The 24652-nt window shown below is 72.4% G+C and carries 22 protein-coding genes; 9 read left to right on the top strand and 13 right to left on the bottom strand.

Annotated elements, in window-relative coordinates; genetic code table 11:
- Positions 1-60 precede the first annotated feature (60 nt).
- Positions 61-873, top strand: coding sequence for a PAQR family membrane homeostasis protein TrhA (trhA, locus tag HGB44_RS07920; RefSeq protein ID WP_061078345.1), 813 nt, complete (start codon positions 61-63; stop codon positions 871-873).
- A gap of 182 nt (positions 874-1055) precedes the next feature.
- Here trhA and HGB44_RS07915 read toward each other — a convergent pair whose 3' ends face one another.
- From HGB44_RS07915 to HGB44_RS07890, 6 genes are all read right to left on the bottom strand, one after another.
- Positions 1056-2438, bottom strand: coding sequence for a permease prefix domain 1-containing protein (locus HGB44_RS07915; RefSeq protein WP_061078344.1), 1383 nt, complete (start codon positions 2436-2438; stop codon positions 1056-1058).
- Positions 2438-2812 (bottom strand): PadR family transcriptional regulator, encoded by a 375-nt coding sequence (locus HGB44_RS07910; RefSeq protein ID WP_061078415.1) that lies wholly within the window; start codon positions 2810-2812, stop codon positions 2438-2440. The genes HGB44_RS07915 and HGB44_RS07910 overlap by 1 nt, the downstream gene beginning before the upstream one ends.
- A gap of 273 nt (positions 2813-3085) precedes the next feature.
- Entirely contained in the window at positions 3086-3646 is a 561-nt protein-coding gene (locus HGB44_RS07905; RefSeq protein WP_061078343.1) for a pyridoxamine 5'-phosphate oxidase family protein, read from the bottom strand.
- A gap of 124 nt (positions 3647-3770) precedes the next feature.
- Positions 3771-5159, bottom strand: coding sequence for a glycine--tRNA ligase (locus HGB44_RS07900; RefSeq protein ID WP_210751324.1), 1389 nt, complete (start codon positions 5157-5159; stop codon positions 3771-3773).
- A gap of 222 nt (positions 5160-5381) precedes the next feature.
- Positions 5382-5678, bottom strand: coding sequence for an antibiotic biosynthesis monooxygenase (locus tag HGB44_RS07895; protein ID WP_061078414.1), 297 nt, complete (start codon positions 5676-5678; stop codon positions 5382-5384).
- A 90-nt stretch (positions 5679-5768) separates the two neighbouring features.
- A complete protein-coding gene (locus HGB44_RS07890; RefSeq protein WP_061078341.1) occupies positions 5769-9470 on the bottom strand; it encodes a CDP-glycerol glycerophosphotransferase family protein in 3702 nt (1233 codons plus the stop codon).
- A gap of 325 nt (positions 9471-9795) precedes the next feature.
- Between HGB44_RS07890 and HGB44_RS07885 the strand changes: the two genes are divergently transcribed.
- From HGB44_RS07885 to HGB44_RS07870, 4 genes are all read left to right on the top strand, one after another.
- Positions 9796-10167, top strand: coding sequence for a DUF6703 family protein (locus HGB44_RS07885; protein ID WP_061078340.1), 372 nt, complete (start codon positions 9796-9798; stop codon positions 10165-10167).
- 72 nt (positions 10168-10239) lie between these two features.
- Positions 10240-11073, top strand: a complete 834-nt coding sequence (locus HGB44_RS07880) for a metal ABC transporter ATP-binding protein (protein ID WP_061078339.1) — start codon at positions 10240-10242, stop codon at positions 11071-11073.
- The gene (locus HGB44_RS07875) at positions 11066-11968 is read left to right on the top strand and encodes a metal ABC transporter permease (RefSeq protein WP_061078338.1); all 903 of its coding nucleotides are present in this window, start codon (positions 11066-11068) and stop codon (positions 11966-11968) included. Before HGB44_RS07880 ends, HGB44_RS07875 begins: the two co-directional genes overlap by 8 nt.
- A complete protein-coding gene (locus HGB44_RS07870) occupies positions 11965-12336 on the top strand; it encodes a Fur family transcriptional regulator (RefSeq protein ID WP_061078337.1) in 372 nt (123 codons plus the stop codon). The genes HGB44_RS07875 and HGB44_RS07870 overlap by 4 nt, the downstream gene beginning before the upstream one ends.
- A gap of 103 nt (positions 12337-12439) precedes the next feature.
- On the opposite strand, the gene HGB44_RS07865 is transcribed toward HGB44_RS07870, so the two are convergent.
- From HGB44_RS07865 to recO, 4 genes are all read right to left on the bottom strand, one after another.
- Entirely contained in the window at positions 12440-13252 is an 813-nt protein-coding gene (locus HGB44_RS07865) for an SGNH/GDSL hydrolase family protein (RefSeq protein WP_210751323.1), read from the bottom strand.
- 92 nt (positions 13253-13344) lie between these two features.
- Positions 13345-14142: an SGNH/GDSL hydrolase family protein gene (locus HGB44_RS07860; RefSeq protein ID WP_061078335.1), complete on the bottom strand. Its 798-nt coding sequence runs from the start codon at positions 14140-14142 to the stop codon at positions 13345-13347.
- A complete protein-coding gene (locus HGB44_RS07855; RefSeq protein ID WP_061078334.1) occupies positions 14142-14963 on the bottom strand; it encodes an isoprenyl transferase in 822 nt (273 codons plus the stop codon). Before HGB44_RS07855 ends, HGB44_RS07860 begins: the two co-directional genes overlap by 1 nt.
- Positions 14960-15691, bottom strand: coding sequence for a DNA repair protein RecO (recO, locus tag HGB44_RS07850; RefSeq protein WP_061078333.1), 732 nt, complete (start codon positions 15689-15691; stop codon positions 14960-14962). Before recO ends, HGB44_RS07855 begins: the two co-directional genes overlap by 4 nt.
- 320 nt (positions 15692-16011) lie before the next feature.
- On the opposite strand from recO, the gene HGB44_RS07845 reads away from it, so the two are divergent.
- Positions 16012-16890 carry a CAP domain-containing protein gene (locus tag HGB44_RS07845; RefSeq protein ID WP_061078332.1) on the top strand — a complete coding sequence of 293 codons (879 nt, stop codon included), beginning with the start codon at positions 16012-16014 and terminating at the stop codon, positions 16888-16890.
- Between the two features lie 424 nt (positions 16891-17314).
- On the opposite strand, the gene HGB44_RS07840 is transcribed toward HGB44_RS07845, so the two are convergent.
- Positions 17315-19519, bottom strand: coding sequence for a TerD family protein (locus HGB44_RS07840; protein ID WP_061078331.1), 2205 nt, complete (start codon positions 19517-19519; stop codon positions 17315-17317).
- Between the two features lie 194 nt (positions 19520-19713).
- Here HGB44_RS07840 and HGB44_RS07835 point away from each other — a divergent pair, with 194 nt between their 5' ends.
- Entirely contained in the window at positions 19714-20424 is a 711-nt protein-coding gene (locus HGB44_RS07835) for a DUF2625 family protein (protein ID WP_061078330.1), read from the top strand.
- Between the two features lie 79 nt (positions 20425-20503).
- Here HGB44_RS07835 and leuA read toward each other — a convergent pair whose 3' ends face one another.
- A complete protein-coding gene (gene leuA / locus HGB44_RS07830) occupies positions 20504-22204 on the bottom strand; it encodes a 2-isopropylmalate synthase (RefSeq protein ID WP_061078329.1) in 1701 nt (566 codons plus the stop codon).
- 522 nt (positions 22205-22726) lie between these two features.
- Entirely contained in the window at positions 22727-23788 is a 1062-nt protein-coding gene (locus HGB44_RS07825; protein WP_061078328.1) for an alkene reductase, read from the bottom strand.
- A gap of 223 nt (positions 23789-24011) precedes the next feature.
- Between HGB44_RS07825 and HGB44_RS32685 the strand changes: the two genes are divergently transcribed.
- Positions 24012-24227 (top strand): type II toxin-antitoxin system VapB family antitoxin, encoded by a 216-nt coding sequence (locus tag HGB44_RS32685; protein WP_061078327.1) that lies wholly within the window; start codon positions 24012-24014, stop codon positions 24225-24227.
- A complete protein-coding gene (locus tag HGB44_RS07815) occupies positions 24224-24643 on the top strand; it encodes a PIN domain nuclease (RefSeq protein WP_061078326.1) in 420 nt (139 codons plus the stop codon). Before HGB44_RS32685 ends, HGB44_RS07815 begins: the two co-directional genes overlap by 4 nt.
- Positions 24644-24652: the final 9 nt, after the last annotated feature.

The raw sequence follows: 24652 nt of genomic DNA, 5'->3' as shown, positions 1-24652 counted from the left end.
AGTAACCTACGGAGCCGTAGGTTAGGCTTCGGATGGGCCCGCAGCGACGCGGACCGCGGGATGGAGGAGTGCAGCGTGTCGGAGGAACAGGCGCGGGGTACCGGACGCACGGAGGCCGACCGGGACGACCGCGGACACCCAGGCGACGACGGGACCGACCGGGACCCGGGTCCCGGCGTCCCCGCGGGCGCGTCCGTGTCCGAGAGGGCCGCGGCGGCGGCCGAGGACCTGCTGGAGGCGGTCAAACCGCGGCTGCGCGGCTGGCTGCACCTGGGGACGGCGCCGCTCGCCCTGGCCGCGGGCATCGTTCTGGTGTCCCTGTCCCCCACCGTGCCCGCCATGATCGCCAGCGCCGTGTACGCGCTCAGCGCGGTGATGCTCTTCGGCACCTCGGCGGTCTACCACGTGGGGCGCTGGTCGCCGCGCGCGCAGAAGGTGCTGCGCCGCATGGACCACTCCAACATCTACCTCATCATCGCGGGCACCTACACGCCGTTCGTGCTGCTGGTGCTCGACGGCACGCTGCGCACCGCCATGCTGGTGCTGATCTGGGGCGGGGCGATCGCCGGGGTCGGCTTCAAGATGCTGTGGCTCAACGCGCCGCGCTGGCTGTCCACCGCGCTGTACCTGGCCATCGGCTGGGTGGCGGTGCTGTTCATCCCCCAGCTGATCGGCGGCACCCATCCGGCGACGTGGATCCTCATCCTGGTGGGCGGGGTGCTCTACAGCGTCGGAGCGGTGGTCTACGGGCTCAGGTGGCCCGACCCGGCGCCGCGCTGGTTCGGTTTCCACGAGATCTTCCACTCGCTGACCATCGCGGCGTTCGCCTGCCACTATGTCGCGGTGTCGTTCGTGGTCTACACCACGGGCTGAAGGACGGGGCACCGCGACCGGGGTGTGCCGTCCGCGGTCCACACCACGGGCTGAAGGACGGGGCACCGCGACCGGGGGTGCGCCCCGCGGTCCACTGAGCCACGGGGCGCCCGCCCCGCCCCGGGTCCCTCCCGGCTCGGGGAGGAACCCGGGCCAACGCGAGGACGCGGCCCCCACCCGGGTCAGGCGAAGCCGAACACCGGCGGGAACACCACCACGACCAGCGCCGCCCAGGCCGCGTAGACCGGCAGGTAGGCCGTCTGCCACCGTTCGAGCGCGGCGAACGGGCGGGTACCCCGCACGAAACCCGCCATCAGCCGCGCCGACCACGCCAGGTGCACCAGCAGCACGAGGTTGAGACCGAGCGCGGCGGTCTTGTTGGCGGTGAACCCGAACTCGGCGATACGGGTCAGCATCGCCGTCAGCGCGACGGCGTCCACCGCGAGCGCCGCCCCGACCAGCGCGAGCTGGAGCCAGTCGAACACGCCCGGCGGGGACAGCGGGGCACGGGCGGAGACCGAGTACAGCAGCAGGAACAGGACGAGCACCAGGACGGCGTCCATGATGATGAGCAGTTCGCGGTCCACCGTGGTCAGCGGACCGTTCACCAGGAGCGCCACCAGGTCCGCGAGCAGCATCAGGACCGCCAGCGGGGTGAAGACCCTGGTCAGGACGGGCGCGATGTTCTCCACCACGCTCTTCTTGGCCTCCACCAGCCACGCGGCCACCAGGAGCGCGCCGGGCACGCCGAACGGCAGCAGCCAGTCCTCCATGAACGGCTCCAGGTCGACGTCGACCAGGGCGAGCACCCCGAAGGTGAGGCCGACGAGGACCACGGACCCCAGCATGATCAGCGCCAGGTACATCACCAGCTCGCCCATGAACCGCACGAAGTCCATACGCCGGTCGTGGGACCGCCACTGCCCGCCCGTGTGCAGGACGCCCACGAGCAGCCACAGGAGGACCGGAGCGTGCGTGAACGCGAGCACGGCGGTCATGCCGGGGCCCGGGAACGGCCCGGAGGCCGTCTCGAACGGGTAGAGGTTCACGGCCAGGGCCGGTACCGCCGCGACGGCGGCCAGCGCCGCGCACACACGCCACGCGACCCGCCGCTTCCAGGCAAACCATCCCGCCAGGAACGGGAGCACCACGAAGGCGGCGTTGCGGATCTGCGCGAACTCGTCGTCGACCGCCGTGAACAGGAGCTTGACCGCCAGCCCCGCGCCGACCGCGAACGCGAGCACCACGCCGAGCTCGCGCCAGCGCGCGAGGCCGCCCGCCCCGTCGTCGGCCTCGGGGACGAGGACCAGCTGCTTCCAGAGCCGGTGTGAGTGCTCGCGCGCGAACTCCCGCGACACCTCGTCCAGACTGCCCATGCGCCTGACCGCGACGAGGAAGGCCTCCTCGTCGTCGAGGCCGTTCGCCCCCAGGTCGGCGATCTGTTCGCGCAGGTGGTCCTCCATCTCCTCGATGTCGGACGGCGAGATGACCCTGCGGCGGCGCACGAAGCCGCGCCACTGGTCGATCTGCTCCTCCAGGACGTCACCGCGTGTGGGCTCGCTCATCAGGCGATCCCCCCTGCCGCGGCGTCCCCGAGGACCGGGGGCCGCGACGCGGCCTGCCACACCTGCTGGAGGGCGTCGGCGACGACGCCCCACTGCTTCCGCCGTTCGGCCAGCGTCTCCAGCCCGGCCTCCGTGATCGCGTAGTGCTTGCGGCGCCGGCCCGTCTCGGACGCGCCCCAGGACGCCCGGACGTAGCCGTTGCGCTCCAGACGGTGCAGCAGGGGGTAGAGCATCCCGTCCGTCCACTGCATCCGCCCGTCGGAGAGCTCCTTGACGCGTTTGACGATGGCGTATCCGTAGGACTCGCCCTCGGCCAGGATGCCCAGGACGAGCGGTGTGGCCGAAGCCGCGACCAGGTCCTTGTCGATGTGCACGCGCACTTCCCATACCTAGTTCCGCTAGGGTTATTTACCCTAGCAGACCTAGGCATAGAAGAGCGAGGTATCCCAACAGGCCTCCGCCGGTGTCACGATTCGCTCACACGGTAGGACAAGGCACACCAAACGACCGCGTACCGCGCACCCCCTACCGCTAGGTTGGGAACCGGATTCCGCGGTCGTGTGCGGCCGGGGAGTCCAAGAGGCGGTCGGAGACCAATCCCCCCGGGTCCGGCCGTCTCGCCGTGCCGTCGGCTCCGCCCTCTCCCCTCAGGAGGTCGGCGGGAGGCCCGGCAGGCCGTCCACGCTGGCGGAGTTGCGGGTGAGCCGGTGGTCGTCGAAGTAGGCGGGGTCGCGGCGCTCGTGGTAGCGGTCCAGCAGGTCCCGGTCACCGCGCAGGTCCATCAGCGGCACGGAGAACCCGCAGGAGTCGGAGATACGCCGGACGTCCACCACGACGACCGCGCGCTGGCCGAGGGTGCGCTCCTTGGGGAAGTGTGCGCGCAGCCCGTCGAACCCCGGCTCCTCGGGGAGCACGGCCCGGCCGGTGCCGTGGAGGCGGACGATGTTCGGCGGCCCGTCGAAGGCGCAGAACATCAGCACGATCCGACCGTTCTCCCGAAGGTGGGCGATGGTCTCGACGCCGGAACCGGTGTAGTCGAGGTAGGCCACCCGGTGGTCGTCGAGCACGGCGAACGTCCCGCTCATCCCCTTTGGTGAGACGTTGACGTGGCCGTCTCCGGCGAGCGGTGCGGTGCCGACGAAGAAGACCGGTTGGGCGAGGAGGAAGCGCGCGAGCCGGTCATTGATGGCGTCATGGATTTTTCCCATGGCGCCGAGCCTCCCACCCCGCCGGTTCCGCGCCCCGGCTCACCCCCCGCCGACCGGTCCGCACTCCGGAGAGCACGACGGCCGCCGCCCCACCCGGGGACGGCGGCCCTCATCGGTCCGGTGCTCAGCAGCCGGGCAGGCGCTCGAACAGGTAGGTCTCCACCCGGTCCAGGGACACGCGCTCCTGGGACATGGTGTCGCGCTCGCGCACGGTCACCGCGTCGTCCTCAAGGGTGTCGAAGTCCACCGTCACGCAGAACGGGGTGCCGATCTCGTCCTGGCGGCGGTAGCGGCGGCCGATCGCTCCGGCGTCGTCGAACTCCACGTTCCAGCGCTTGCGCAGCCTGGCGGCCAGGTCGCGGGCCTTGGGCGAGAGATCGGCGTTGCGCGACAGCGGCAGCACCGCGGCCTTGATCGGCGACAGGCGCGGGTCGAGGCGCATGACGGCGCGCTTCTCCAGCTTGCCCTTGGCGTTGGGCGCCTCGTCCACGTTGTAGGCGTCCAGCATGAACGTGAGCACCGCCCGGTCGACACCGGCCGCGGGCTCGATGACGTAGGGGATGTAGCGCTCGTTGCTCTCCTGGTCGAAGTAGGACAGGTCGACGCCCGAGGCCTCGGAGTGCGTCCTGAGGTCGTAGTCGGTGCGGTTGGCGATGCCCTCCAGCTCGCCCCACTCACCGCCCTGGAAGTTGAAGCGGTACTCGATGTCGACGGTGCGCTTGGAGTAGTGGGACAGCTTCTCCTGCGGGTGCTCGTACAGGCGCAGGTTGTCCTTGGCGATGCCCAGGTCGACGTACCACTGGTGGCGGATGTCGATCCAGTGCTGGTGCCACTCCTCGTCGCTGCCGGGCTTGACGAAGAACTCCATCTCCATCTGCTCGAACTCGCGGGTCCGGAAGATGAAGTTGCCCGGGGTGATCTCGTTGCGGAACGACTTGCCGATCTGGCCGATGCCGAAGGGCACCTTGCGGCGGGCGCTCTGCTCGACGTTCTTGTAGTTGATGAAGATGCCCTGGGCGGTCTCCGGGCGCAGGTAGGCCAGGCCCTTCTCGTCCTGGACCGGGCCCAGGTAGGTGCGCAGCAGGCCGTTGAACATGCGCGGCTCGGTGAAGGAGTCCTTGGCGCCGCAGTTGGGGCAGGCGATGGCGGCCAGGCCCTCGGCGGGCTCGTGGCCGTGCTTCTCCTCATAGGCCTCGACGAGGTGGTCCGCCCGGAAGCGCTTGTGGCAGGACTGGCACTCGGTGAGCGGGTCGACGAAGGCCGTCACGTGGCCGGAGGCCTCCCAGACCTCGCGGGCCAGGATGACGCTGGAGTCCAGGCCGACGATGTCGTCGCGCTCCTGCACCATGGAGCGCCACCACTGGCGCTTGACGTTGTTCTTGAGCTCGACGCCGAGGGGGCCGTAGTCCCAGGCGGCTCGCAGACCCCCGTAGATCTCGCTGGAGGGGTAGACCAGACCTCGGCGCTTGGCGAGGTTGACCAGTGCGTCCATTGCCTCTGACTTGGCGGCCATGAGGAACTCTCCATCCGGCTGGGTGTCGGTGGATCGCGTGCGCGATACATCGGTTGGTGTGGAAACGCGGCGCTGCCGGAACCGGGGAGGGGCAACGACGGCGACCGCGTCCACCCAGGCTAGAGCAACCAGGGGTGCACGCACGCACGTTTCGAGGGTGCGGCAACCCTCTTCAGGGGTGCGGGAACCATCCCTGGAGGTGCGGAAACCGTCCCGGGGACCTCAGAGCGGGGCCCCACCCCCGGTCACGAGTTCGAACGCGGTGGGCTCGTCGATGGCACGCGAGAGCAGCGGCACGGCGTTGACCTTGACGTCGAAGTCGGACAGGGCCCTGCGGTAGAAACCGGCGCCGTCCCACTCGGTGACCACGGTCCACAGGCAGGGGTCGTCCGCGGCGCGGCCCACCCGGTGGCAGCGGAAGCCGGGGCGGCGGGAGAGCACCTCGATCGCGGCGGCGGCGTCGGTCTGGAAGGCCGCGGTGTCGGCCTCGGGCACGGAGTATCGGGTGATGACGATCACGGTCCCATTGTGGCCCACCCGGGAGGCCGCCGGACGGTTGTCCACAGGCGCCGGTCCCGCTCCGGGCGACCCTCCCCCGGGAGGCACGGATCACTCCCCGCCGAAGACCCGGTCCACGACCCGGGACGCGGCGTGGCCGTCGTCGAGCGGGCAGAACCGCTCCACGAACGACCGGTAGGCGGCCCCGCTGCGCCGGGCCACCTCGTCGATGTCCAGCAGGGCCTCGACGACCTGGTCGGACTCGGTCAGCAGCGGGCCCGGCGCGGTCTCCTCGAAGTCGAAGTAGAACCCGCGCAGGTTGTCCCGGTAGCTCTCCAGGTCGTAGGTGAAGAAGAGCATCGGCCGACCGGTGTTGGCGAAGTCGAACATCATCGACGAGTAGTCCGTGACGAGCACGTCGGTGATGAGGAAGAGCTCCATGATCTCGGGGTAGAGGGACACGTCGTAAACGAAGTCCCTGCCCACGATGGGCACGCTGTCCACCACCCGCGGGTGCCTGCGCACCAGCAGCACGTGGTCGTCGCCGAGCTTGTCGTACATCCGGCGCAGGTCCAGGTGCAGGTCCAGCTTGTGCCTGCCGCGCGTGTAGTACTTGTCGTCGCGCCAGGTCGGCGCGTACAGCACCACCTTCTTCCCCTCCGGCAGGCCGAGCCTTCGGCGGGTGCGCTCGGCGACGGCCTCACGGTCGGGTGCGAAGAAGATGTCGTTGCGCGGGTAGCCGGTCTCCAGCACCTCGCCCTCGAAGCGGAAGGCGCTGCGCAGGATCGGGGTCGCCCACGGGCTCGGCGAGACCAGGTAGTCCCACTGCGCGGTCTCCCAGGCGAGCTTGTCGAAGTAGTCGCGCGACTTGCCGCGGATGTTCTCGATGTCGAAGCCGATCCGCTTGAGCATCGAGCCGTGCCAGGTCTGCACGACCACCTGGTCGGGGCGGCGGTGGAACCACGGGGGCTGGCGGGAGTTGGTGACCAGGTAACGGGTGCGGGCCAGCTCCTCGTAGTACTCCCTGCCCCGGTGCCGGACCGCGGTCAGGTCGTCGGGCAGGCGCACCTGGCCGTCGGCGACCAGCCACGACATCGGGTACTCCGCCCAGCGCGCCCTCCCCCGCAGCTCCGCGTAGACGCTCCGCGGGCTGTCGGAGCACTGGCGGCCGGTGTAGCTGTCGAAGAGCACGCCCTCGGTGACGGGCTCGCGGCGCCGGGCCGGGTAGTGGCGCTCGCGCAGCTCGCGCTGGGCGAAGGTGCCGCGCTCGGCGGGGCGCAGGTCGCTGCCCACCCGGAGCACGGGGACGCCGCGCCCCTGGCAGGAGAGGGTGTAGGCGCGCTCGCTGGTCTGCATCTCCAGCGGCAGGCCGGGGATGAGCGCGTCGGAGAACTCCACGCCCACGTCCGTCGCGTCGGCGCCGCCCCCGGCGGTGTCGCTGACCCGGCCCCACAGCTGGTAGGTGCCCGCGGGCAGGGACAGCCCACCGGACAGGGTGGGGATGTCGGCGGGGGCGAACCGGGCCGTGAAGCGGCTGCCGGAGCGCTCCACCCGCAGCGGGTGCTCCTCGTCGCGGCCGCGCGCCCGGGCGACCAGGCCCAGGTCGGCGTCGGCGGAGAACTCCCCCTCCAGCAGCAGGGCGCGTCCCTCCCAGCGGGCGCGGTCGACCACGGGTCGGGCGTGGCCCGCGCGCAGCTTGAGGTGACCGGTCGCGGTGCGCAGCACGGCCAGCTCGCGGTGGCGGTCCTCTGCGGTGTAGGCGGTGGTGGCCGCCTCGTCGGGCAGGATCAGGGCTACGGCCTGTCCGTCCGGGGTGACCAGGTGGGCGTCCCACTCCTCCTGGCGGATCACGCCGCCGCACTCGGTGACGCTGCGGTCGAAGAGCTCGTCGGCGCGCACGCGGGCGGTGACGCGGCCGCCGTGGACGGTGGCCGGGTAGGTGAGCACGGCGGTGCCGGGGCGGCGGGTCAGGCGCAGCCCGGTGGCCTCGGCCGCGGGCGCGGACACCAGCTCCCCCTCCAGCTCCAGCGCACCGGTGCGGGCGTCGAAGCGGTGCTCGGTGACGCGCGCACGGGCCGGTTCGACGCTGATCAGCAGCTGGCGGTCCCTGCTCCAGTGCGGGCGCACCCACACGTCCCCGTCCACACGGTGGTAGCCCGGGCGCTCGGGCGGACCGGGGACGGGGTTGGCGACGATCCTGCGGCGGGTGATCCCGCGGTTGAGGACGACCAGCTCCAGCTTCCAGTCGCCGGGCTCCCACCCGCCGGAGGAGCGCAGCTTGCGGGGGTCGACGACGACGGTGAAGCCCCCGTGGTCGTGGCGGGCGGCGTCGATGACGTCGGGGAGGCGGTACTCGGCGGCGAGTCGCACGTGCACGGGCACGCGGACGCGGCGGCGGGTGGAGGTGTTGACGGCGAAGGCCGCCAGGTGCTGCTGCCAGCGTCTGCGGGCGCGCAGGTGGCGGATGCCGACGCGGCCGCTGACGTGCAGGCGGCCGTTCGACCAGCGGACGTCCTCGGTCTTCTGGCGGACCCGGATGTCCTCTCGGAGCCGGTACACCTCGCGCGGCACCGCCCGGGCGGGGTCCCGCGACTCGAAGAAGGGGTAGCTGACGTAGTAGCCGAGGCCGCGCCGCACGACGGTGGCCTTCTTGATCTCGACGCTCTTGGCGAAGGTCGCGACCTCCAGGACGTCGGCCGTGCGCCGCTTGCGCACCAGGTGGTACAGGAGTCGGTCGAGCACGTTGAGGCCGCGCAGGAGGCGCGCGGGCACGTGGTCGAGGTAGGCGTTGAGCAGGTCGACGACGGCCTCGCGGACCTCCTCGTCGGCGTCGTCCAGGCGCATGAGGAGCTGGTGCAGCTCGCCGCTGAGCAGGGTGCGGTCCCACAGCTCGCGGTCGGTGCTGGCGAGGTCGGCGGCGAGGTCTCCCATCGCGGTGAGGCGCCGTGTGAGCACGGCCTTGTCCAGGGGCGGGAGGGCGGCCTCGCGCCGGCGCATGAGCAGGACGGGGCCGGGCAGGGTGTCCACGGTCTCAGCGGACAGGGCGGCCCGGCGCAGGCCCAGGTCGGCGTCCTCGGGATCGAGGGCGTGGTCGGGCAGGGAGTCCCAGAACCCCCTGCGCCAGAGCTTGTTGCCCAGGGTGGCGTCCGCGGCCAGCCCGGGGACGGCGCGGGGGTCCTCGGCCATGCGGTGCCTGCCGCAGGACCTGCGGTGCGCCTTGGAGGGGGAGGCGCCCAGTTCGTCGAACCTGTACGCGTTGCCGACGACCAGGTCCGAGCGGGTGTCGCCCGCGCTGCGCAGGAGGTAGGCCAGGGCGTAGCCGGTGAGGGCGTCGGAGCCCTCCAGGAAGAGCAGGTGGGTGCCGTGCGCGGCGGCGGCGCCGCGGGCGCGGGCGGCGGGGCGGTCGGGGGCGGGCCCGCCGGGCAGGAGCACGGCGGTGAGGCCGGGCGGCGGCGAGGCGGCGAACGCGGCGGCGACGGCGAGCGCGTCCTCACGGGCGGGCTCGACGGCCTCGTCCCCCTGCTCGTCCTCCTCCCCGCGGGTGTCGGCGTCGGGGGTCTCGGCGGTGTCCTCGTCACCGCCGGACTCGGCGTCGGGGGTCTCGGAGGCGGGTTCGACCGCGGGTTCGACCGCGGGCTCGGCTCCGTCGGCGCGGAGGCGGTCACCGTCGCGGACGGGGACCAGGACCACCTGCGTGTCCGCCCGTGGCTCGCCGGTCCCGCCGTCGTCGCGCTGGCGGGCCAGGGAGTCGAGGCAGTGCTGTAGGTGGGGCTCGGTGACGTCGAACGTCACGATGACAGTGGCTTCGGGCACGGAAGTTGACACCCTCCGGAGGGTTCGACGGGCCGCGCGGGCGACTGGGCGCGCTGGCCGCGTGCATCATACGACTAACAACTGAAAGCGAAACTTTTGTGACTAAGAGTCAACACGGTACCGATGACCGTGCACCGCACGGAAGGCGGGGGAAGACATCCGGCGGACCCGCACCGGCGCCCGGCGGCGGGCCGGGGCCCTGCACTAGGGTTCAGGACACAACTATCACAGGCCCGGCGGACCCAGCGCCCACCCTTTCCGGATGGGCGCGCCCCCGCGCGGACCTGTCCGGCGGCGGCACGGACCAGAAGCGGACACGGACAGCATGGCCCCTCCCGAACACGGTGACGAGAAGCGGCGTCCAGAGCAGGACCGGCCCCGGCGCGAGGGGGACTCCCCCCGCGCGAGGGGGGCGGGCGGACTGCGCAGGGCGGTGGAGGAGCGCAGCGCGGTGCCGCTCGTGTGGCTGCACCAGGGCCCCCGGTGGCTGGCGCCGCTGGTGGTGGGCGCCCTGTTCATCGCGGGGCTGATGGCGCCCGGCCCGGTCGGCGCGGTGTGCCTGCTGCTGGTCGCGGTGTTCGTCGCGTGGCTGGCCTTCCTGACCTGGCCCTCCCTCGGCGGCCAGCCGCGGGCGGCGCGGGTGCTCATGGTGGTGGTCGTGCTGGTGCTGGCGGTGGCGCGGGTCCTGGGCTACTGACCCGGCGGCACCGAGAAGATCACGAATCCGTCATATTTTGACAATCATTTTCGTTTTCGTGATAATGGAACGGTGTCTGACCAGTTCACGGCCGTAGCGGGCGACGCGCCGCCCGCCTTCCAGGCCGTCGACGCACGCGTGGCCTACGACGGGGTCCCCGTACTCGACGGTGTGAGCGTCGACGTGCCCGCGGGCCAGACGATGGCCGTGCTGGGTCCCAACGGCTCCGGCAAGTCCACCCTGATGCGGTCGATGCTGGGCATCGTGCCCCTGATCTCCGGCGAGGTCCTGGTGCACGGCGTCCCGCTGCGCAGGTTCCGCTCCTGGCGCCGGATCGGCTACGTGCCCCAGCGGCTCACCGCCGGAGGCGCCGTCCCCGCCACCGTCCGCGAGATCGTCGCCTCCGGGCAGGTCGCCTCGCGCCGCCGCCTGTCCCTGCCCACCCGCGCCGACCGCGCGGCCGTCGACGAGGCCCTGGAGACCGTCGGACTGGCCGACCGGGGCCGCGACGCGGTACGCGAGCTCTCCGGCGGCCAGCAGCAGCGCGTGCTCATCGCCCGCGCCCTGGCCGGGCGGCCCGACACCTTCGTCATGGACGAGCCCATGGCCGGTGTGGACGCCGAGAACCAGCGCGCGCTGGCCGAGACCATCGCCCGCCTGCGCGAGCGCGGCGCGACCGTGGTCCTGGTCCTGCACGAACTGGGCCCGCTGGAGAACGTGATCGAGCGCGCCGTGGTGCTGGAGTCGGGCCGCGTGGTGCACGACGGCGCCGCCCCCGCTCCCACCGGCGAGTGCGCGCGGCCCGGACACGAGCACCAGCATCCCCACCCCGACCCCAACGCTCCCGACTCCGCGGGCGCCACGGCCGCGGAGATGATCCGACTAGAGGTGCCCGGCCGTGACTGAGCTGCTCCACTACGAGTTCATGCGACGCGCGCTGATCGCGGCGGTGCTCGTCGGCCTGGTCACCCCCGTCATCGGCACCTACCTCGTCCAGCGGCGCCTGGCCCTGCTGGGCGACGGGATCGGCCACGTCGCCCTGACCGGGGTGGCGCTGGGCCTGCTCACCAGCACCTCGCCGGTGCTCACCGCGGCCGTGGTGGCCACGCTGGGCGCCGTGCTCATCGAACTGGTGCGGGTGCGCGCCCGCACCAGCGGGGACGTGGCCCTGGCACTGCTGTTCTACGGCGGCATCGCGGGTGGCGTGCTGCTCATCGGGCTCACGCCCGGGGCGAGCAACGCCACGCTGGTCTCCTACCTGTTCGGTTCGGTGAGCACGGTGGAGGAGTCCGACCTGTGGGTGGTGGGCGTGCTCGCCGCCGGAGTGGTCGCGGTGGTGGCGGTGTTCGGCCGCGAGCTGTTCGTGCTCTGCCAGGACGAGGAGGTGGCGCGGGCCCACGGGCTGCCGGTGCGCTTCCTGAGCGTGCTCCTCGCCGTGACCGCCGCGCTGACGGTGGTGATCGCGATGCGCGTGGTCGGTGTGCTCATGGTGAGCGCGCTGATGATCGTCCCGGTCGCCGCAGCCCAGCAGCTCACCAAGAGCTTCCGGGTGACGATGCTCCTGGCCGTGCTGATCGGACTGCTGTCCTCGGTGGGCGGCCTGACCACGTCCTTCTACGCCGAACTCTCCCCCGGCGCGACGATCGTGCTACTGGCCCTGGCCGTCTTCGGCGTGGCCGTGGCAGTCGGCGGCGTGCTGCGCCGCACCTCCGGGCGCCGCTCCGCGGCGTCCTTCGATCCCGCCGGTGAGGGTTTGACCGGTACGATGCCCCAGACTGAGCGGGGGAGGGTGAGACCATGAGTACACGACGCGAGGCGGTCCGCGAGGCGCTGACCGGTTCCACCGGTTTCCGCAGCGCCCAGGACCTGTACGCGGACCTGCGCGCCGACGGTTCCAAGATCGGCCTGACCACCGTCTACCGGGCGCTCCAGGCGCTGAGCGACTCCGGTGAGGTGGACGTGCTGCGCACCGATGAGGGCGAGGCCGTCTACCGGGCGTGCGACACCGAGAGCCACCACCACCACATCGTGTGCCGGGTGTGCGCGACCGCGGTGGAGATCGAGGGCCCCACGGTGGAGAAGTGGGCCGCCGAGATGGGCGCCCAGCACGGCTTCACCGGTGTGACGCACACCGTCGAGGTCTTCGGGACCTGCGCCAACTGCTCCTAGGCGGAGCCGCGGTCACGGCCGGTCGGTCCGCTCCGTGATGACCGAGGACACGGCGACCGGTTCGCCGTACCGGGGCGGCGCGGCGCGCCGCCCCGGTACGGCGTCAGTCCCGGCGCAGCGGGTCCAGGCTGGGACGCTTGGGACTGACGTTGTCTCCCGAGGAGCGCCCGGTGAGGCGGCGGCCGATCCACGGCACCAGGAACTCGCGCGCCCAGTGCAGGTCCTCCTGGCGGGCGGAGCGCCAGTCACGCGGGTCGGCGGGCGGCCACGGCTGCTTCCAGTCGCCTTCGACGGGCACCCCGAGCACCTCGGCCACGCGCAGCGCCATACGGCGGTGGCCCTCCGGGGACAGGTGCAGGCGGTCCCAGCTCCAGGCGCGGGCGTCGTCCAGGACCCGCATGCTCCACACGTCCACCACGTCGCAGCCGTAGCGGTCCGCGATGGCCCGCAGGTGCATGTTGTACGTGGCGATCCGGCCGCGCATGTGGCGCATCACCGGCTGCCAGTTGGTGTCGAACCCGGTGAAGACCACGATGCGCGCGCCGGTCCGGCTGAGCTCCTCCACCGCCGCGGCGAAGGCCACGGCCACGGCGTCGGGGTCGCTGCCGGGGCGGATGATGTCGTTGCCGCCCGCGCACAGCGTGATCAGGTCCGGCGAGAGCTCCACCGCCCGGGGGACCTGCTCCTCGGCGACCTGGCCGATGAGCTTGCCGCGCACCGCGAGGTTGGCGTAGCGCACCTCCGCGACGTGGTCGGCGAGGTGCTCGGCCAGGCGGTCGGCCCACCCCCGGTAGCGGCCGTCGGGCGCGCCGCCGCCGTCCGGATAGGGGTCGCTCATGCCCTCGGTGAAGCTGTCACCGAGGGCGACGTAGGACAGGATGTCCCGGTGCACCAAGTTCGTCCCAAAACCGCTCATAATGCCCGATCATCCAACTCCGCGCCAGGGTTACGCGACAGTAGGTTGATCGTTTCCGGCGTTTTGGGAGCCACCTCACACCGGAGCGACGGTCAGCGGTCCTTGGTGATCCGGGTCAGCTCCGGGCGCTTGGCGGTGACCGTGTCGCCGGAGGAGCGCCCCGTCAGACGGCGGCCGATCCACGGGCCGAGCGACTCCCTGACCCAGGTCAGGTCCTCCCTGCGCGCACGGGCCCAGCCGACCGGTTCGCTGTCCGGCCACGGATCGTCCCAGCGCTCCGCCACCGGTACGCCCAGCACCTCGGCCACGCGCAGCGCCAGGCGGCGGTGCCCCTCGGGGGACATGTGCAGCCGGTCATCGTCCCAGGCGCGGGAGTCGGTGAGCACCTCCATCGGCCACTGGTCCACCAGGAGGCAGCCGTGCTTGTCGGCGACGGCGCGCACGTGCATGTAGTAGCGCGCGAACAGGCCGATGGTGCCGCGCATGTAGCCCGTGGTGACGTTGACGCCGGTGAAGAGCACGACCTGGCTCCCCGCGGCGCGCAGGCGGCCCACCGTGTGGTCCAGGATCCTGGCCATCCGCTCGGGGTCCCCGCCAGGGCGCAGCAGGTCGTTGCCGCCCGCGCTCAGGGTGACCAGGTCCGGGGCCATCGCCAGGGCGGGCGGGATCTGGTCGGTGACGATCTGGCGCATGAGCTTGCCGCGCACCGCCAGGTTCGCGTACAGGACCTCGCCCAGGTCGTCCGCCAGGTGCTCGGCCAGCCGGTCGGCCCAGCCGCGGAAGCCCGCGCCCGGCTCCGGGTAGGGGTCGCCCACGCCCTCGGTGAAGCTGTCACCCACCGAGACGAGCGACATGCCCGGCCTGAGCAGCGGACCGTCCGAACCTGCCATCACTTCTTCTCCTCCGACACGGGGTTGGGCACGGCACCGCCGTAGCGGCGGTCCCGGCTCGCGTAGATCTCACAGGCCCGCCACAGGTCGCGGCGGTCGAAGTCGGGCCAGAGCGTGTCCAGGAAGACGAACTCGGCGTAGGCGGACTGCCAGAGGAGGAAGTTGGACGTGCGCTGCTCGCCGGAGGAGCGCACGAACAGGTCCACGGGCGGCACGTCGGGGGCGTAGAGGTGCTGTGCGAGGGTGTCCTCGGTGATCTTGTCCGGGGAGATCAGTCCCGCCGCCGCCCTGCGGGCCAGCTCGCGCGCGGCGTCGACGATCTCGGCCTGGCCGCCGTAGTTCACGCAGAACTGGAGGGTGAGCGCGGTGTTGTCCTTGGTCATCTCCTCCGCGTCCTGGAGCTCGCGGATGACGCTCTTCCACAGCCGACCCGCGCGCCCGGCCCACCTGATGCGGACCCCGCGCGCGTGCATCTCGTCGCGGCGCCTGCGGATGGTGTCGCGGTTGAAGCCCATGAGGAAGCGCACCTCGTCGGGCGAGCGCTTCCAGTTCTCGGTGGAGAAGGCGTAGGCGGACAGGTTGGCCACGCCCATCTCCAGGGCGCCCTCGATCACGTCGAAGAGCGAGGACTCACCGGCCTTGTGACCCTCGGTGCGCGCCAGGCCGCGCTCCTTGGCCCAGCGGCCGTTGCCGTCCATGACCACGGCCACGTGCCGGGGCACCAGCTGGGCGGGGAGCTCGGGGGGACGCGCGCCGCTGGGGTGCGGGACGGGCGCGGTGTACTCCCGCCGTTTACCGGTGTCGAAGCTGAACAGACTCAAGAACGCTCCACATGGCGCAGTGATCGGATTCCGTTTTCCAGGTGCCACTGTAGGTAGGCCGCGACCAGCCCGCTGCACTCGGAGCGCTGCCTGTCCTCGCTGGCGTCCGCGCTCTCCCAGTCCCCTCCGAGCAGGGCCGACATCAGCCGGAGCGTGTCCGGGGACGGGTGCACGGAGCCGTGGGGACGGCACACCGTGCAGACCATACCTCCGGCGTGGACCGCGAACGCGCGGTGCTCCCCCCGGCTGCCGCAGCGGGCGCACTCGGCCAGCGAGGGCGCGTACCCGGCGACGGCGAGCGAGCGCAGCAGGTAGGCGTCCAGGACCAGCCGGGAGTCGTGGCTTCCCTCACCCAGGGTACGCAGTGCGCCGATGAGCAGGAGGAACTGGCGCAGCGCCGGGTCCTTCTCGACCGCGACGACCTTCTCCGCGGTCTCCAGCATCGCGGTGGCGGCGGTGTAGCGGGAGTAGTCGGACACCACCGCCTCGCCGTAGGCGCGCACGGTCTCGGCCTGGGTGATCACGTCCAGCGTGCGGCCCGCGTGCAGCTGGAGGTCGACGTGGGTGCACGGCTCCAGGCGGGCGCCGAAACGGGACTTGGTGCGGCGCACCCCCTTGCCGACGGCGCGGACCAGGCCGGTGCGCCGGGTCAGGAGGGTGATGATGCGGTCGGCCTCGCCCAGCTTCTGGTTGCGCAGGACGACACCCTCGTCGCGGTAGAGACTCACCTCCCCATTGTCGCGGATGCCGCGGACCGTCCACGCGGACGGTGCAGCACGAAACCCCTCCATGACCAGCTTTATTACAGTTTGGTTTCCCTTTTTGCGACATTTGCTCTACTCTCACGCGCTAGGCGCTCCGCGTCGGGCCCGCCGCCCTTCCCCCGCGGCACTCTCCCGGAGCAGCCGCGCGCATCCCGCGCGCTCCCCGACACGGGTTCACCCGAGACCCGCGGGGCACGAGCGAGGGCCGCCCGCAGCGCGGACCCCGCGCGAGCGGCACCCTGTCGCGCCCGTGCCCCGACGTCCCACTTCCCGAGGAGGGCCCCATGGCGCGTGGTCGCCGAGGCAGGCGCAGGAAGAGCGCCGACCGACACCGCCGTACCGGGCGCGGACTGCGCTCGATACCGCTCGCGGTGCCCATGGCCGCGGTCCCCGTCGGCCTGGTCGTGGCGGGCGCGCTGCTGTTCACCGGCGCGGGGTCCGGCCTCGACCCCTTCCAGAACACGGCGGACGGCCAGGCGCGGGAGGGAGGGCTCGGCACCGCGGTCACCGACGACTCGCTCGTGCCCGAGGCCTCCGAGGACGCCGACTTCTTCGCCTCGCCCACCGCGACGCCGGAGCGGGAGCCCGCGCCCTCCGGGGAGGGCGGCGGGCCGCAGAGCGCGCAGGCCTCCTCCGTGCCCGAGGACGGCGAGGACACCGGGGGCGGTGACGGCGGCGGATCGGAGTCCGGCGGCGGAGGTTCCGGCGGCGGTGACGGCGGCGGAGGCTCCGGGAGCGGTGACGGTGGCGGAGGCAGCGGCGGTGGCGACGGCGACAGCGGTTCCGACGCCCCCTCCAGTGGGGTCTCCGAGCAGGTCGTGACCCTGGTCAACGCCCAGCGCGCGGACGCCGGGTGCGGTCCGCTGCGGGTGGACTCGCGGCTGGCCGCCGCCGCCCAGGAGCACAGCGAGGACATGGACCGGCGCGACTACATGAGCCACCAGAGCCCTGAGGGCGAGGGCCCCGGGGACCGGGCCGACCGCCACGGCTACGACGCCTGGGGCGCGGAGAACGTCGCCAAGGGGCAGACCAGCCCCCAGCAGGTGATGGACGCCTGGATGAACAGCGACGGGCACCGCAGGAACATCCTCAACTGCGACCTGGTCGCGATCGGCGTCGGCGAGTCCGGCAACGCCTGGACCCAGATGTTCGGCTGGGAGTAGTCCCGCAACGCGCGTCGGGCCGCTCTCCCCAGGGGGGAGGGCGGCCCGACGCGTGCGAGGAGAGCGCGGCGGCTGGGCTCTGGTGGAGAAGGAAGCCGCCGCTGTGCCTCGCCGGTGGGGGGAGCCCGGGGACTCGATGGGAAAAAGGGTGCCTCGCGGCGAGGAGAAGGAAGCCCCCGGAAGGTGCCTCACCGTACCGGGCGGAGAGCGCGGAGACTGCGTACCGTGTGAAAGGGGATTCGAACCCCGAGAAGGAAGCCTCCGCTGTGCCGCCCGGGGACGAGGCTAGCGTGCCCTTCCCCGGGCGTCACGCGGTTTTCCGGGCGGAGAGCGCCGGAGCCGGGCACCGGCGGTGCGGTGGTACCGTCCGCTCACGGTGCGCCCGGGAGAAGGAGGCCCCGGCAGGTGCCGCCCGGAGTCGGTTCTACGGACTCACCGCCTCGGGGTCGGGCAGCAGGGAGGGCAGGTCCGCCAGCGCGGTCACCCCGACCCCCTCGGGCAGCCCCTCCGGGCGCTCCAGCCCCAGGTAGGCCACCTGGCGCCCGGCGACCTCCTCGGCGGTGGGCGGCTCCCGGTACTCCCGCACCTCGGCGCCCGCGCCCGCCATCAGGTCCACCAGGTGCCGGACGGTGAGGTAGCGGCGCTCCACCACGGCGCGGGCCATCAGCCGGGCGGACGCCCCCGTCTCCTCGACCCGGTTGAAGTGCTGGCGCCCCCGCAGGAACAGGTGCGTCCAGCACGCGTTCCACCGGCCGCCGCTCCCCCGGCTGAACACCAGCGGGACCAGCACCCGGGACTCGCCCTCCAGGTCCGAGCGCACGCGCACGGTCCGCGGCTCGAAGGGCATGCCGCCCTGTTCGCCGTCCCTGGTCATGTAGCCGAAGAAGGCCTCCGGCAGGAAGGTGAACCGGTCGCCCTCGTAGACGAGCACCTGCGGCACCACGTGCCGCACCCGCTCGTCCAGAGCGGACAGGTCCAGGTCGATCATCTCGGTGGCGCCGCCCGGCGCGGGCGCCGCCACCAGGTCGCCGGAGTGGACGGTCGCGCCCTGCCCGAGGTTGGTCCAGGACACCTGGCCGACCGGGGCGAAGTCCTGGTCGAGCAGCTCCACCGACAGGTCCAGGTCGGTCTCCCGGGTCTCCGTCTGCGTCCAGTGCACGAAGAACCGCAGCCTGTCCCCCTCCACCTCGGTCCGGCTGCCGCGCGGCAGCACGCCCATGCCCTTCGCGGCGCCCCTGCCCGAACGCGGCACGGCCACCGAGAGCACGGCCGGATCCACCAGGAGCAGGTCGTGGAGCGGCAGGCGCCGGGCGATCAGGCCGTCCAGGGCCTCCAGCACGGCGGCGGTGCCGGCTCGGGGCAGCGGCGGACGGGTGTCGGGTGCCGTGTGCCCGCGCGCGGACTGGTTGGCGAACAGGCGCACCAGGCCGGGGGCGTCCCGGTTGGCGAGCTGTTCGCGCGCGGAGACCAGCACCCGGCCGGAGACGCGGTCGCCGACCTCGCGCAGGCGCGCGGCCAGCGGCTCCCCGGTACCGGCGCCGCCCACCGCCAGGATCCGGTCCAGGGCGCGCACCAGCATGCCCGGCGCGGTGGCCAGCAGGTCCACGGCGGCGGTCACGTCGCCGTCCAGGAAGGCCGCCTCCACGCGGGCGTCGAAGGTGCGCACGCGGCGGTCGCCGCGCGCCACCGCGAACACCTCGCGGGCGTGCTCCCACGCCGGGTACTCGTGCGGGTGCAGCCCCTCCCCCAGCCGCTTCCAGGCTTCGGTGTGGCGGCCCACGTCGGCGAGCTTGCCGGGGTTGTCGGCGATCACCGCGTCCAGGGCGGCGAGCAGCGCGCGCCGCTCACGGCGGCGGAAGGAGCGCGGGCGGGCGGGCCGCGCCAGGGTGGGGTCGCCGTCCGAGAGGGCCTGGGCCAGGCGCAGCACGTCGGTGGCGGTGTCCGCGCGCGGGGCGTGGCCCGCCCGCACGCGGGCGGCGTTGACCACGGCGCGGTTCTCCCGCACGGGGATGACCCGCGGCGGTTCCCCGTCGGCGCACTCGTCGGCGAGCACGGCCAGGAGCGCCAGGTCGCCCTCGCCGAGCGGGACCGGGCTGCCCGCCAGGTCCGCGTACAGCGCGCGGGTCTCCTCGGCCAGGGACGCGCCCAGGTGGAGCGGGGTGAGCCGGTCCTTGGCCCCGGGGACGAACGCGTCGCGGGCGGCGGCGAGCGCGGCGTAGGCGTGCTGGTAGCGGCCGTAGGAGGGCAGGTCGAGCAGGTTGACCCGCCCCTCCGGGAGCGCCAGGTGGACCGGGCCGGCCGGATCGCCGATCGCCTTGGCCAGGCATTCCGCCCAGAACTCGACGGTGTCGGGAACGTTGTCGGGGAAGTCGCGGAAGTAGACGTTGCGCTCGGCTGCGGCGCCGACGAGCCGCCGGACCGCGTCCAGGAGGAGCCCGGCCTCGCGCAGCACGGCCTCGGGGGCGAGCCCTTCGAGGCGGGCGCGCAGCCCGCCGGTGAGCGTGAAGCCCACGGACAGCAGGGCGGCGTCGAGCCGCCGGGTCGCGGCGCAGCCGTCTCCGGGCGCGCCGGAGGGCTCGGGGACGCGCAGGGTTCTCTGGATGATCTCGCCGTACACCATGCACGGCATCGTGGCACTCCCCCGACCACCGCCGCCACGGCTTTTATCCGCTCCGTCCCTTCCGTCCCTTCCGTGCGCGGGCCGCGCCCGCGCGTACCGCCGCCCCGCGGCCCCGCCCCCGAAGGCCTCCGCGAACGCGTCGGCGCCGACCGGTAGTGTGGACCGCCGTCGCGACCCCTCGCGGCCCGACGGGAGGTGGCCCTGTGCGCGAGCTGAGTGAACTGGTCGAGGTGGACGAACCCGCCTGGCCACTGCTGTCCGAACGCATGGAGCGGGGCGCGGCCTCGGTACGCGCCCTGCCCGTGGACCCCGAGCGCGGCCGCACGTGCCTGCACCGCCTCCAGGTGACCGCACGGTCCTTCCTGGGCGCGATGGCGCTGGAGTCCGGCGGCCTGCTCCTGGACGGCGGGTGGCTGCGCGTGCACGGCGGCGGCGGGGCGGAGCTGCCCGGACTGGGCGAGGTCAACGACCTGAGCGCCGCGGTGGTGTACGGCCCGCCGCCGCGGCTGGTGGTCGCCCACGACGTGCTGGGCGGGGTGTTCGCCCTCAACGGGCCCGCGGCGGAGGGCGGGGACCACCCCGGCAGGCCCGGGGAGATGGTCTACTTCGCGCCCGACTCCCTGGAGTGGGAGCCGCTGGAGACGGCCTACTCCGGCTGGATTCTGTGGCTGCTGGAGGGCCGTCTGGAGGACTTCTACCGCGCCCTGCGCTGGCCGGGCTGGCGCGAGGAGGCCGAGGCGCTGGACCTGGCGCAGGGGTTGTCGCTGCACCCCCTGCCCTGGACGGCCGAGGCGCGCGGGGACATGGCCGCGACCTCGCGCAGGCCGCTCGCGCTGGGCGAGCTGACCGGCGCGCACCGGGAGTCGTGCACCGCCCTGGGCCTGCCCGACCCCGGGCCCTTCGGCCTGCTCTGAGGGGCCGGGAGACGGGCCGGGGCCGCGACCTGCCGGTCGCGGGCCCCGGATGCCCGCCCGTGGGCGGGGTGTGTACGCGTCAGACGCGCGCGATGGCGCTGCACAGCGCCTTGAGCGAGGCCGTGGTGATGCTGCTGTGGATGCCCACGCCCCACACCACGCGGCCGTCGATCTCGGCCTCCACGTAGGCGGCGGCGCGGGCGTCGCCGTCCCCGCCCATGGAGTGCTCCACGTAGTCCATGACGCGGACCTTGACGTCGACGTCGGTCAGGGCGTCGCAGAACGCGGAGATGGGACCGTTGCCGGTGCCGGTCAGCTCGCGGATCTCGCCGTCGACCCGGGCGTCGGCCTCGATCCGGTAGGTGCCGTCGCTGTCGGTGGTGGAACGGTGCGCCAGCACCGCGACCGGGCCGCCCTCGGCCAGGTAGGTCCGGGAGAAGATCTCCCAGATGCGCCCGGCGGCGAACTCGCCGCCCTCGGCGTCGGTGAACTTCTGGATCACCTGGGAGAACTCGATCTGGAGGCGGCGCGGCAGGTCCAGCGAGTGGTCGCGCTGCATGATGTAGGAGACGCCGCCCTTGCCGGACTGGCTGTTGACCCGGATGACGGCCTCGTAGTTGCGGCCCACGTCCTTGGGGTCGATCGGCAGGTAGGGCACGTCCCAGACGTACTCCTCCACCGGGGCCCCGGCGGCGTCGGCGGCCTCCTGCTGGGCGGTGAAGCCCTTCTTGATGGCGTCCTGGTGGGAGCCGGAGAAGGCGGTGTAGACCAGGTCGCCGCCGTAGGGGTGGCGCGGGGCGACCGGCAGCTGGGTGCAGTGCTCGACGGTGCGGCGGATCTCGTCGATGTCGGAGAAGTCGATCCCGGGGTCCACTCCCTGGCTGAACAGGTTCATGCCCAGGGTGACCAGGCAGACGTTGCCGGTGCGCTCACCGTGCCCGAACAGGCAGCCCTCGACGCGGTCGGCCCCGGCCATGACGGCCAGCTCGGCCGAGGCCACGCCGGTGCCGCGGTCGTTGTGCGGGTGCACCGAGACGACCACGTGCTCGCGCCGGGACAGACTGCGGCTCATCCACTCGATCTGGTCGGCGTAGACGTTGGGCGTGGAGCGCTCGACGGTCGCGGGCAGGTTGAGGATGATCTCGCGGCCCGGTCCGGGCTGCCAGACGTCCATGACGGCCTCGCAGACCTCCAGGGCGAAGTCCAGCTCGGTGTCGACGAAGATCTCCGGCGAGTACTCGTAGCCGAAGTACTCGGTCTCGCCCAGGTACTGCTCGGCGAAGCGCATGACGTGCCGGGTGCCCTGGACGGCGATGTCCTTGCAGGCCTCGCGGTCCACGCGGAAGACGACGCGGCGGAAGGTGGGCGCGGTGGCGTTGTACAGGTGCACGGTGGCGCGCCTGGCCCCGACCAGGCTCTGCACGGTGCGCTCGATGAGGTCCTCACGGGCCTGGGTCAGCACCGAGATCTGCACGTCGTCGGGGATCGCGTCCCCCTCGATCAGGGACCGGACGAAGTCGAAGTCGGTCTGGCTGGCGGAGGGGAAGCCGACCTCGATCTCCTTGTAGCCCATCCGCACCAGCAGCTCGAACATCTCGCGCTTGCGGGCGGGGTCCATCGGCTCGATCAGCGCCTGGTTGCCGTCGCGCAGGTCCGTGGACAGCCAGCGCGGAGCCTCGGTGATGCTCTTCGAGGGCCAGGTGCGGTCGGGCAGGTCCACCGGCGCGAAGGGCTTGTAGCGGTGGAAGGGCATGGGGCTGGGCTTTTGCTGCGGCACCATCTCGGTGGCTCCTCGGGTGGATCTGGCGCTTGGTCATGGTCGACCAGGACAAGCCGAAGTCCCGCGGCGAGGGAGCCGACCTTTTAACGACCCCCGCCGCGGCCGCTAAGGAGAAGCAGCTCGCGCAGCATAACGTTCTTCACGCTAGCAGACGGCCCGCCGGAACTGGTACCCGGTGTCCGCATGCTGGGACGCGCCTCACATGACCTGGAGGTCCGCCTCACGGAGGGCGCGCACGGCGGAATCCGCCCCACTACCGGTACCTCGATTTCAAGAGACCGGCGGGGGGTCTGTAACATTTTCGGTGAACCCTTCAGTGCTAGGGGGGTTGTTCCAGATCCCGTCGACGGGGCCCAGGGTGCGGCCAACACCCGAGGCCGCCACCGGTAGCGCGGTCACCGCGCACCGGCGGCCGGGCCGGTCCCGTCGACGGGATTTCGCGTTCCCGGTCCCCGCCGGAGCGGTGGCGCCTCCGCCCGGGTGCGCCACCGCTCCGGCGACCCGGCTCGTCGGCGGTCGGGCTCAGGCGTCCAGGGCCGGGTAGTCGGTGTAGCCGCGGTGGTCGCCGCCGTAGTAGGTGGCCCGGTCCGGGACGGCGACGGGACCGCCGGCCCTGATCCTGGCCGGCAGGTCGGGGTTGGCGATCCAGGCCGAGGCCATCGCCACGGCGTCAGCCCGCTCCTCGGCCAGGGCCGCGGTGGCGGGTCCGGTGTCGGTGCCGGAGGCGGGGTTGAGGACGAAGATCCCCGGCCACTCCTTGCGCAGCGCCTCGGTGTACTCGGCCGAGGCCGACTCCGTCAGGTGCAGGTAGGCCAGCCCGGGACGGCCGCGCAGCCCGTCGAGGAGCGCGAGGTACTGCTCCAGGGGGTCGCTCTGGCTGATGCCGTTGAGGGTGCTGGCCGGGGAGATGCGCAGGCCGGTGCGGTCGGCGCCGACGGCTTCGGTGACCGCGTCCACGGCCTCCAGGGCGAAGCGGGCGCGGTTGGCGGCGCTGCCGCCGTACCCGTCGGTGCGCCGGTTGCTGCCGTCGGAGAGGAACTGCTCGATGAGGTAGCTGTTGCCGCCGTGCAGCTCCACCCCGTCGAAACCGGCGGCGATCGCGTTGCGCGCGGCCGCGGCGTGGTCCGCGAGGGTCTGGTCGATGTCGGCGGCGGTCATCTCCCTCGGCACGGGGTGCGCGAGCTTCTGCCCGCCGTCGTACATGGACGCGCCCGAGGCGATGGGAGAGGGGCCGAGGGGCAGGCCGCCGTCGGGGTAGAGGCTGGGGTGGCCGACCCGGCCCGCGTGCATGAGCTGGGCGAAGATGTGCCCGCCGCGCTCGTGCACGGCGTCGGTGACGCGCCTCCATGCCCGGACCTGCTCGTCGCTGTGCAGCCCCGGGGTGTCGGTGTAGCCCTGGCCGCGGACGCTGGGCTGGATGCCCTCGGTGATGATCAGCCCGGCCGAGGCGCGCTGGGCGTAGTACTCGACGGCGAGGTCGCCCGGCGCGCCCCCGCGGGAGCGCGCACGCGTCATCGGGGCCATGAACAGGCGGTTGGGCAGGTGCAGGCGGCCGATCCGGACGGGATCGAACAGGTCGCTCATGGCGGGCTCCGTGGTGTGCGTGTCGGGAGGGGTCATGCCCTCGGGAACGCACTCACGTTAGGAGGACCCGCCGCGGGGCCGTCGACCGGGTACGTACTTGGCCAGGTCACGCACACGCGCAGCCGCCCCGGGGCCGGTGTCGCCTGCCCGGGTTCCCGGAATCCAGGGCACGGCCGCACAAGAAAGATATACTGTTCTCATTTCGATATATACGGAGGCTGCCGTGACCAAGGTTCTCATCGATGTCGATGACGAGGCACTCACCAGAGCCGCCGAGCTGTACGGAACGAAGACCAAGAAAGACACGGTGAACACAGCCCTCCGGGACGCCGTGAAGAGACTCGACCGCTCCGCGGCGCTCTCCGAGATGCGCGAGCTCGTGGCCGAGGGTGGAGTGGACCTGGAGGTCCTCGCCGACAAGAGGAACTATCGCCGGTGAGTCCAGCCCGCTACCTCGTGGACACGAGTGCCCTCGCCCGTGTCTACGAGCAGACAGGCTCTCCGGAGTGGGACGACGCGATCACGAACGGAGTGGTCGCGGTCTGTCCCGTGACCGAACTGGAGTTCCTGTACAGTGCGCGGTCCGTCAGTCACCGAGATCGCGTTGTGTCCCTGCTCAACAGGATGCTCCTTCCTGTCGACCTGGATGACAGGGACTATCGACGGGCGTGGGAGGTTCAACGCATCCTCACCTCACGAGGCGAGCACCGCAGCGCTGGCCCCGTGGACCTCTTGGTGGCCGCCTGTTCTGAACTCCGCGGGCTCACACTGTTGCACTGCGACAACGACTTCGAGACGATCGCCCGCGTGACAGGGCAGAGAACCTGTCGTATCGACCCCAAGTCCGGAACCTGATTCACCACC

This window comes from Nocardiopsis alborubida (genome assembly GCF_012396365.1).
Taxonomy (GTDB): Bacteria; Actinomycetota; Actinomycetes; order Streptosporangiales; family Streptosporangiaceae; genus Nocardiopsis; species Nocardiopsis alborubida.
Note: the sequence above shows the minus strand (reverse complement) of the source record. Positions and strands in the feature narration are given on the sequence as shown.

Bases quoted from the DNA above. Each gene is read 5' to 3' on its own strand.
- HGB44_RS07860 (WP_061078335.1), bottom strand. From the start codon at position 14,142: ATGGCAGGTTCGGACGGTCCGCTGCTCAGGCCGGGCATGTCGCTCGTC.
- leuA (WP_061078329.1), bottom strand. From the start codon at position 22,204: ATGGTGCCGCAGCAAAAGCCCAGCCCCATGCCCTTCCACCGCTACAAG.
- HGB44_RS07905 (WP_061078343.1), bottom strand. From the start codon at position 3,646: ATGGGAAAAATCCATGACGCCATCAATGACCGGCTCGCGCGCTTCCTC.
- trhA (WP_061078345.1), top strand. From the start codon at position 61: ATGGAGGAGTGCAGCGTGTCGGAGGAACAGGCGCGGGGTACCGGACGC.
- HGB44_RS07840 (WP_061078331.1), bottom strand. From the start codon at position 19,519: ATGCCGTGCATGGTGTACGGCGAGATCATCCAGAGAACCCTGCGCGTC.
- HGB44_RS07900 (WP_210751324.1), bottom strand. From the start codon at position 5,159: ATGGCCGCCAAGTCAGAGGCAATGGACGCACTGGTCAACCTCGCCAAG.
- HGB44_RS07825 (WP_061078328.1), bottom strand. From the start codon at position 23,788: ATGAGCGACCTGTTCGATCCCGTCCGGATCGGCCGCCTGCACCTGCCC.
- HGB44_RS07870 (WP_061078337.1), top strand. From the start codon at position 11,965: ATGAGTACACGACGCGAGGCGGTCCGCGAGGCGCTGACCGGTTCCACC.
- HGB44_RS07865 (WP_210751323.1), bottom strand. From the start codon at position 13,252: ATGAGCGGTTTTGGGACGAACTTGGTGCACCGGGACATCCTGTCCTAC.
- HGB44_RS07885 (WP_061078340.1), top strand. From the start codon at position 9,796: ATGGCCCCTCCCGAACACGGTGACGAGAAGCGGCGTCCAGAGCAGGAC.
- HGB44_RS07845 (WP_061078332.1), top strand. From the start codon at position 16,012: ATGGCGCGTGGTCGCCGAGGCAGGCGCAGGAAGAGCGCCGACCGACAC.
- HGB44_RS07915 (WP_061078344.1), bottom strand. From the start codon at position 2,438: ATGAGCGAGCCCACACGCGGTGACGTCCTGGAGGAGCAGATCGACCAG.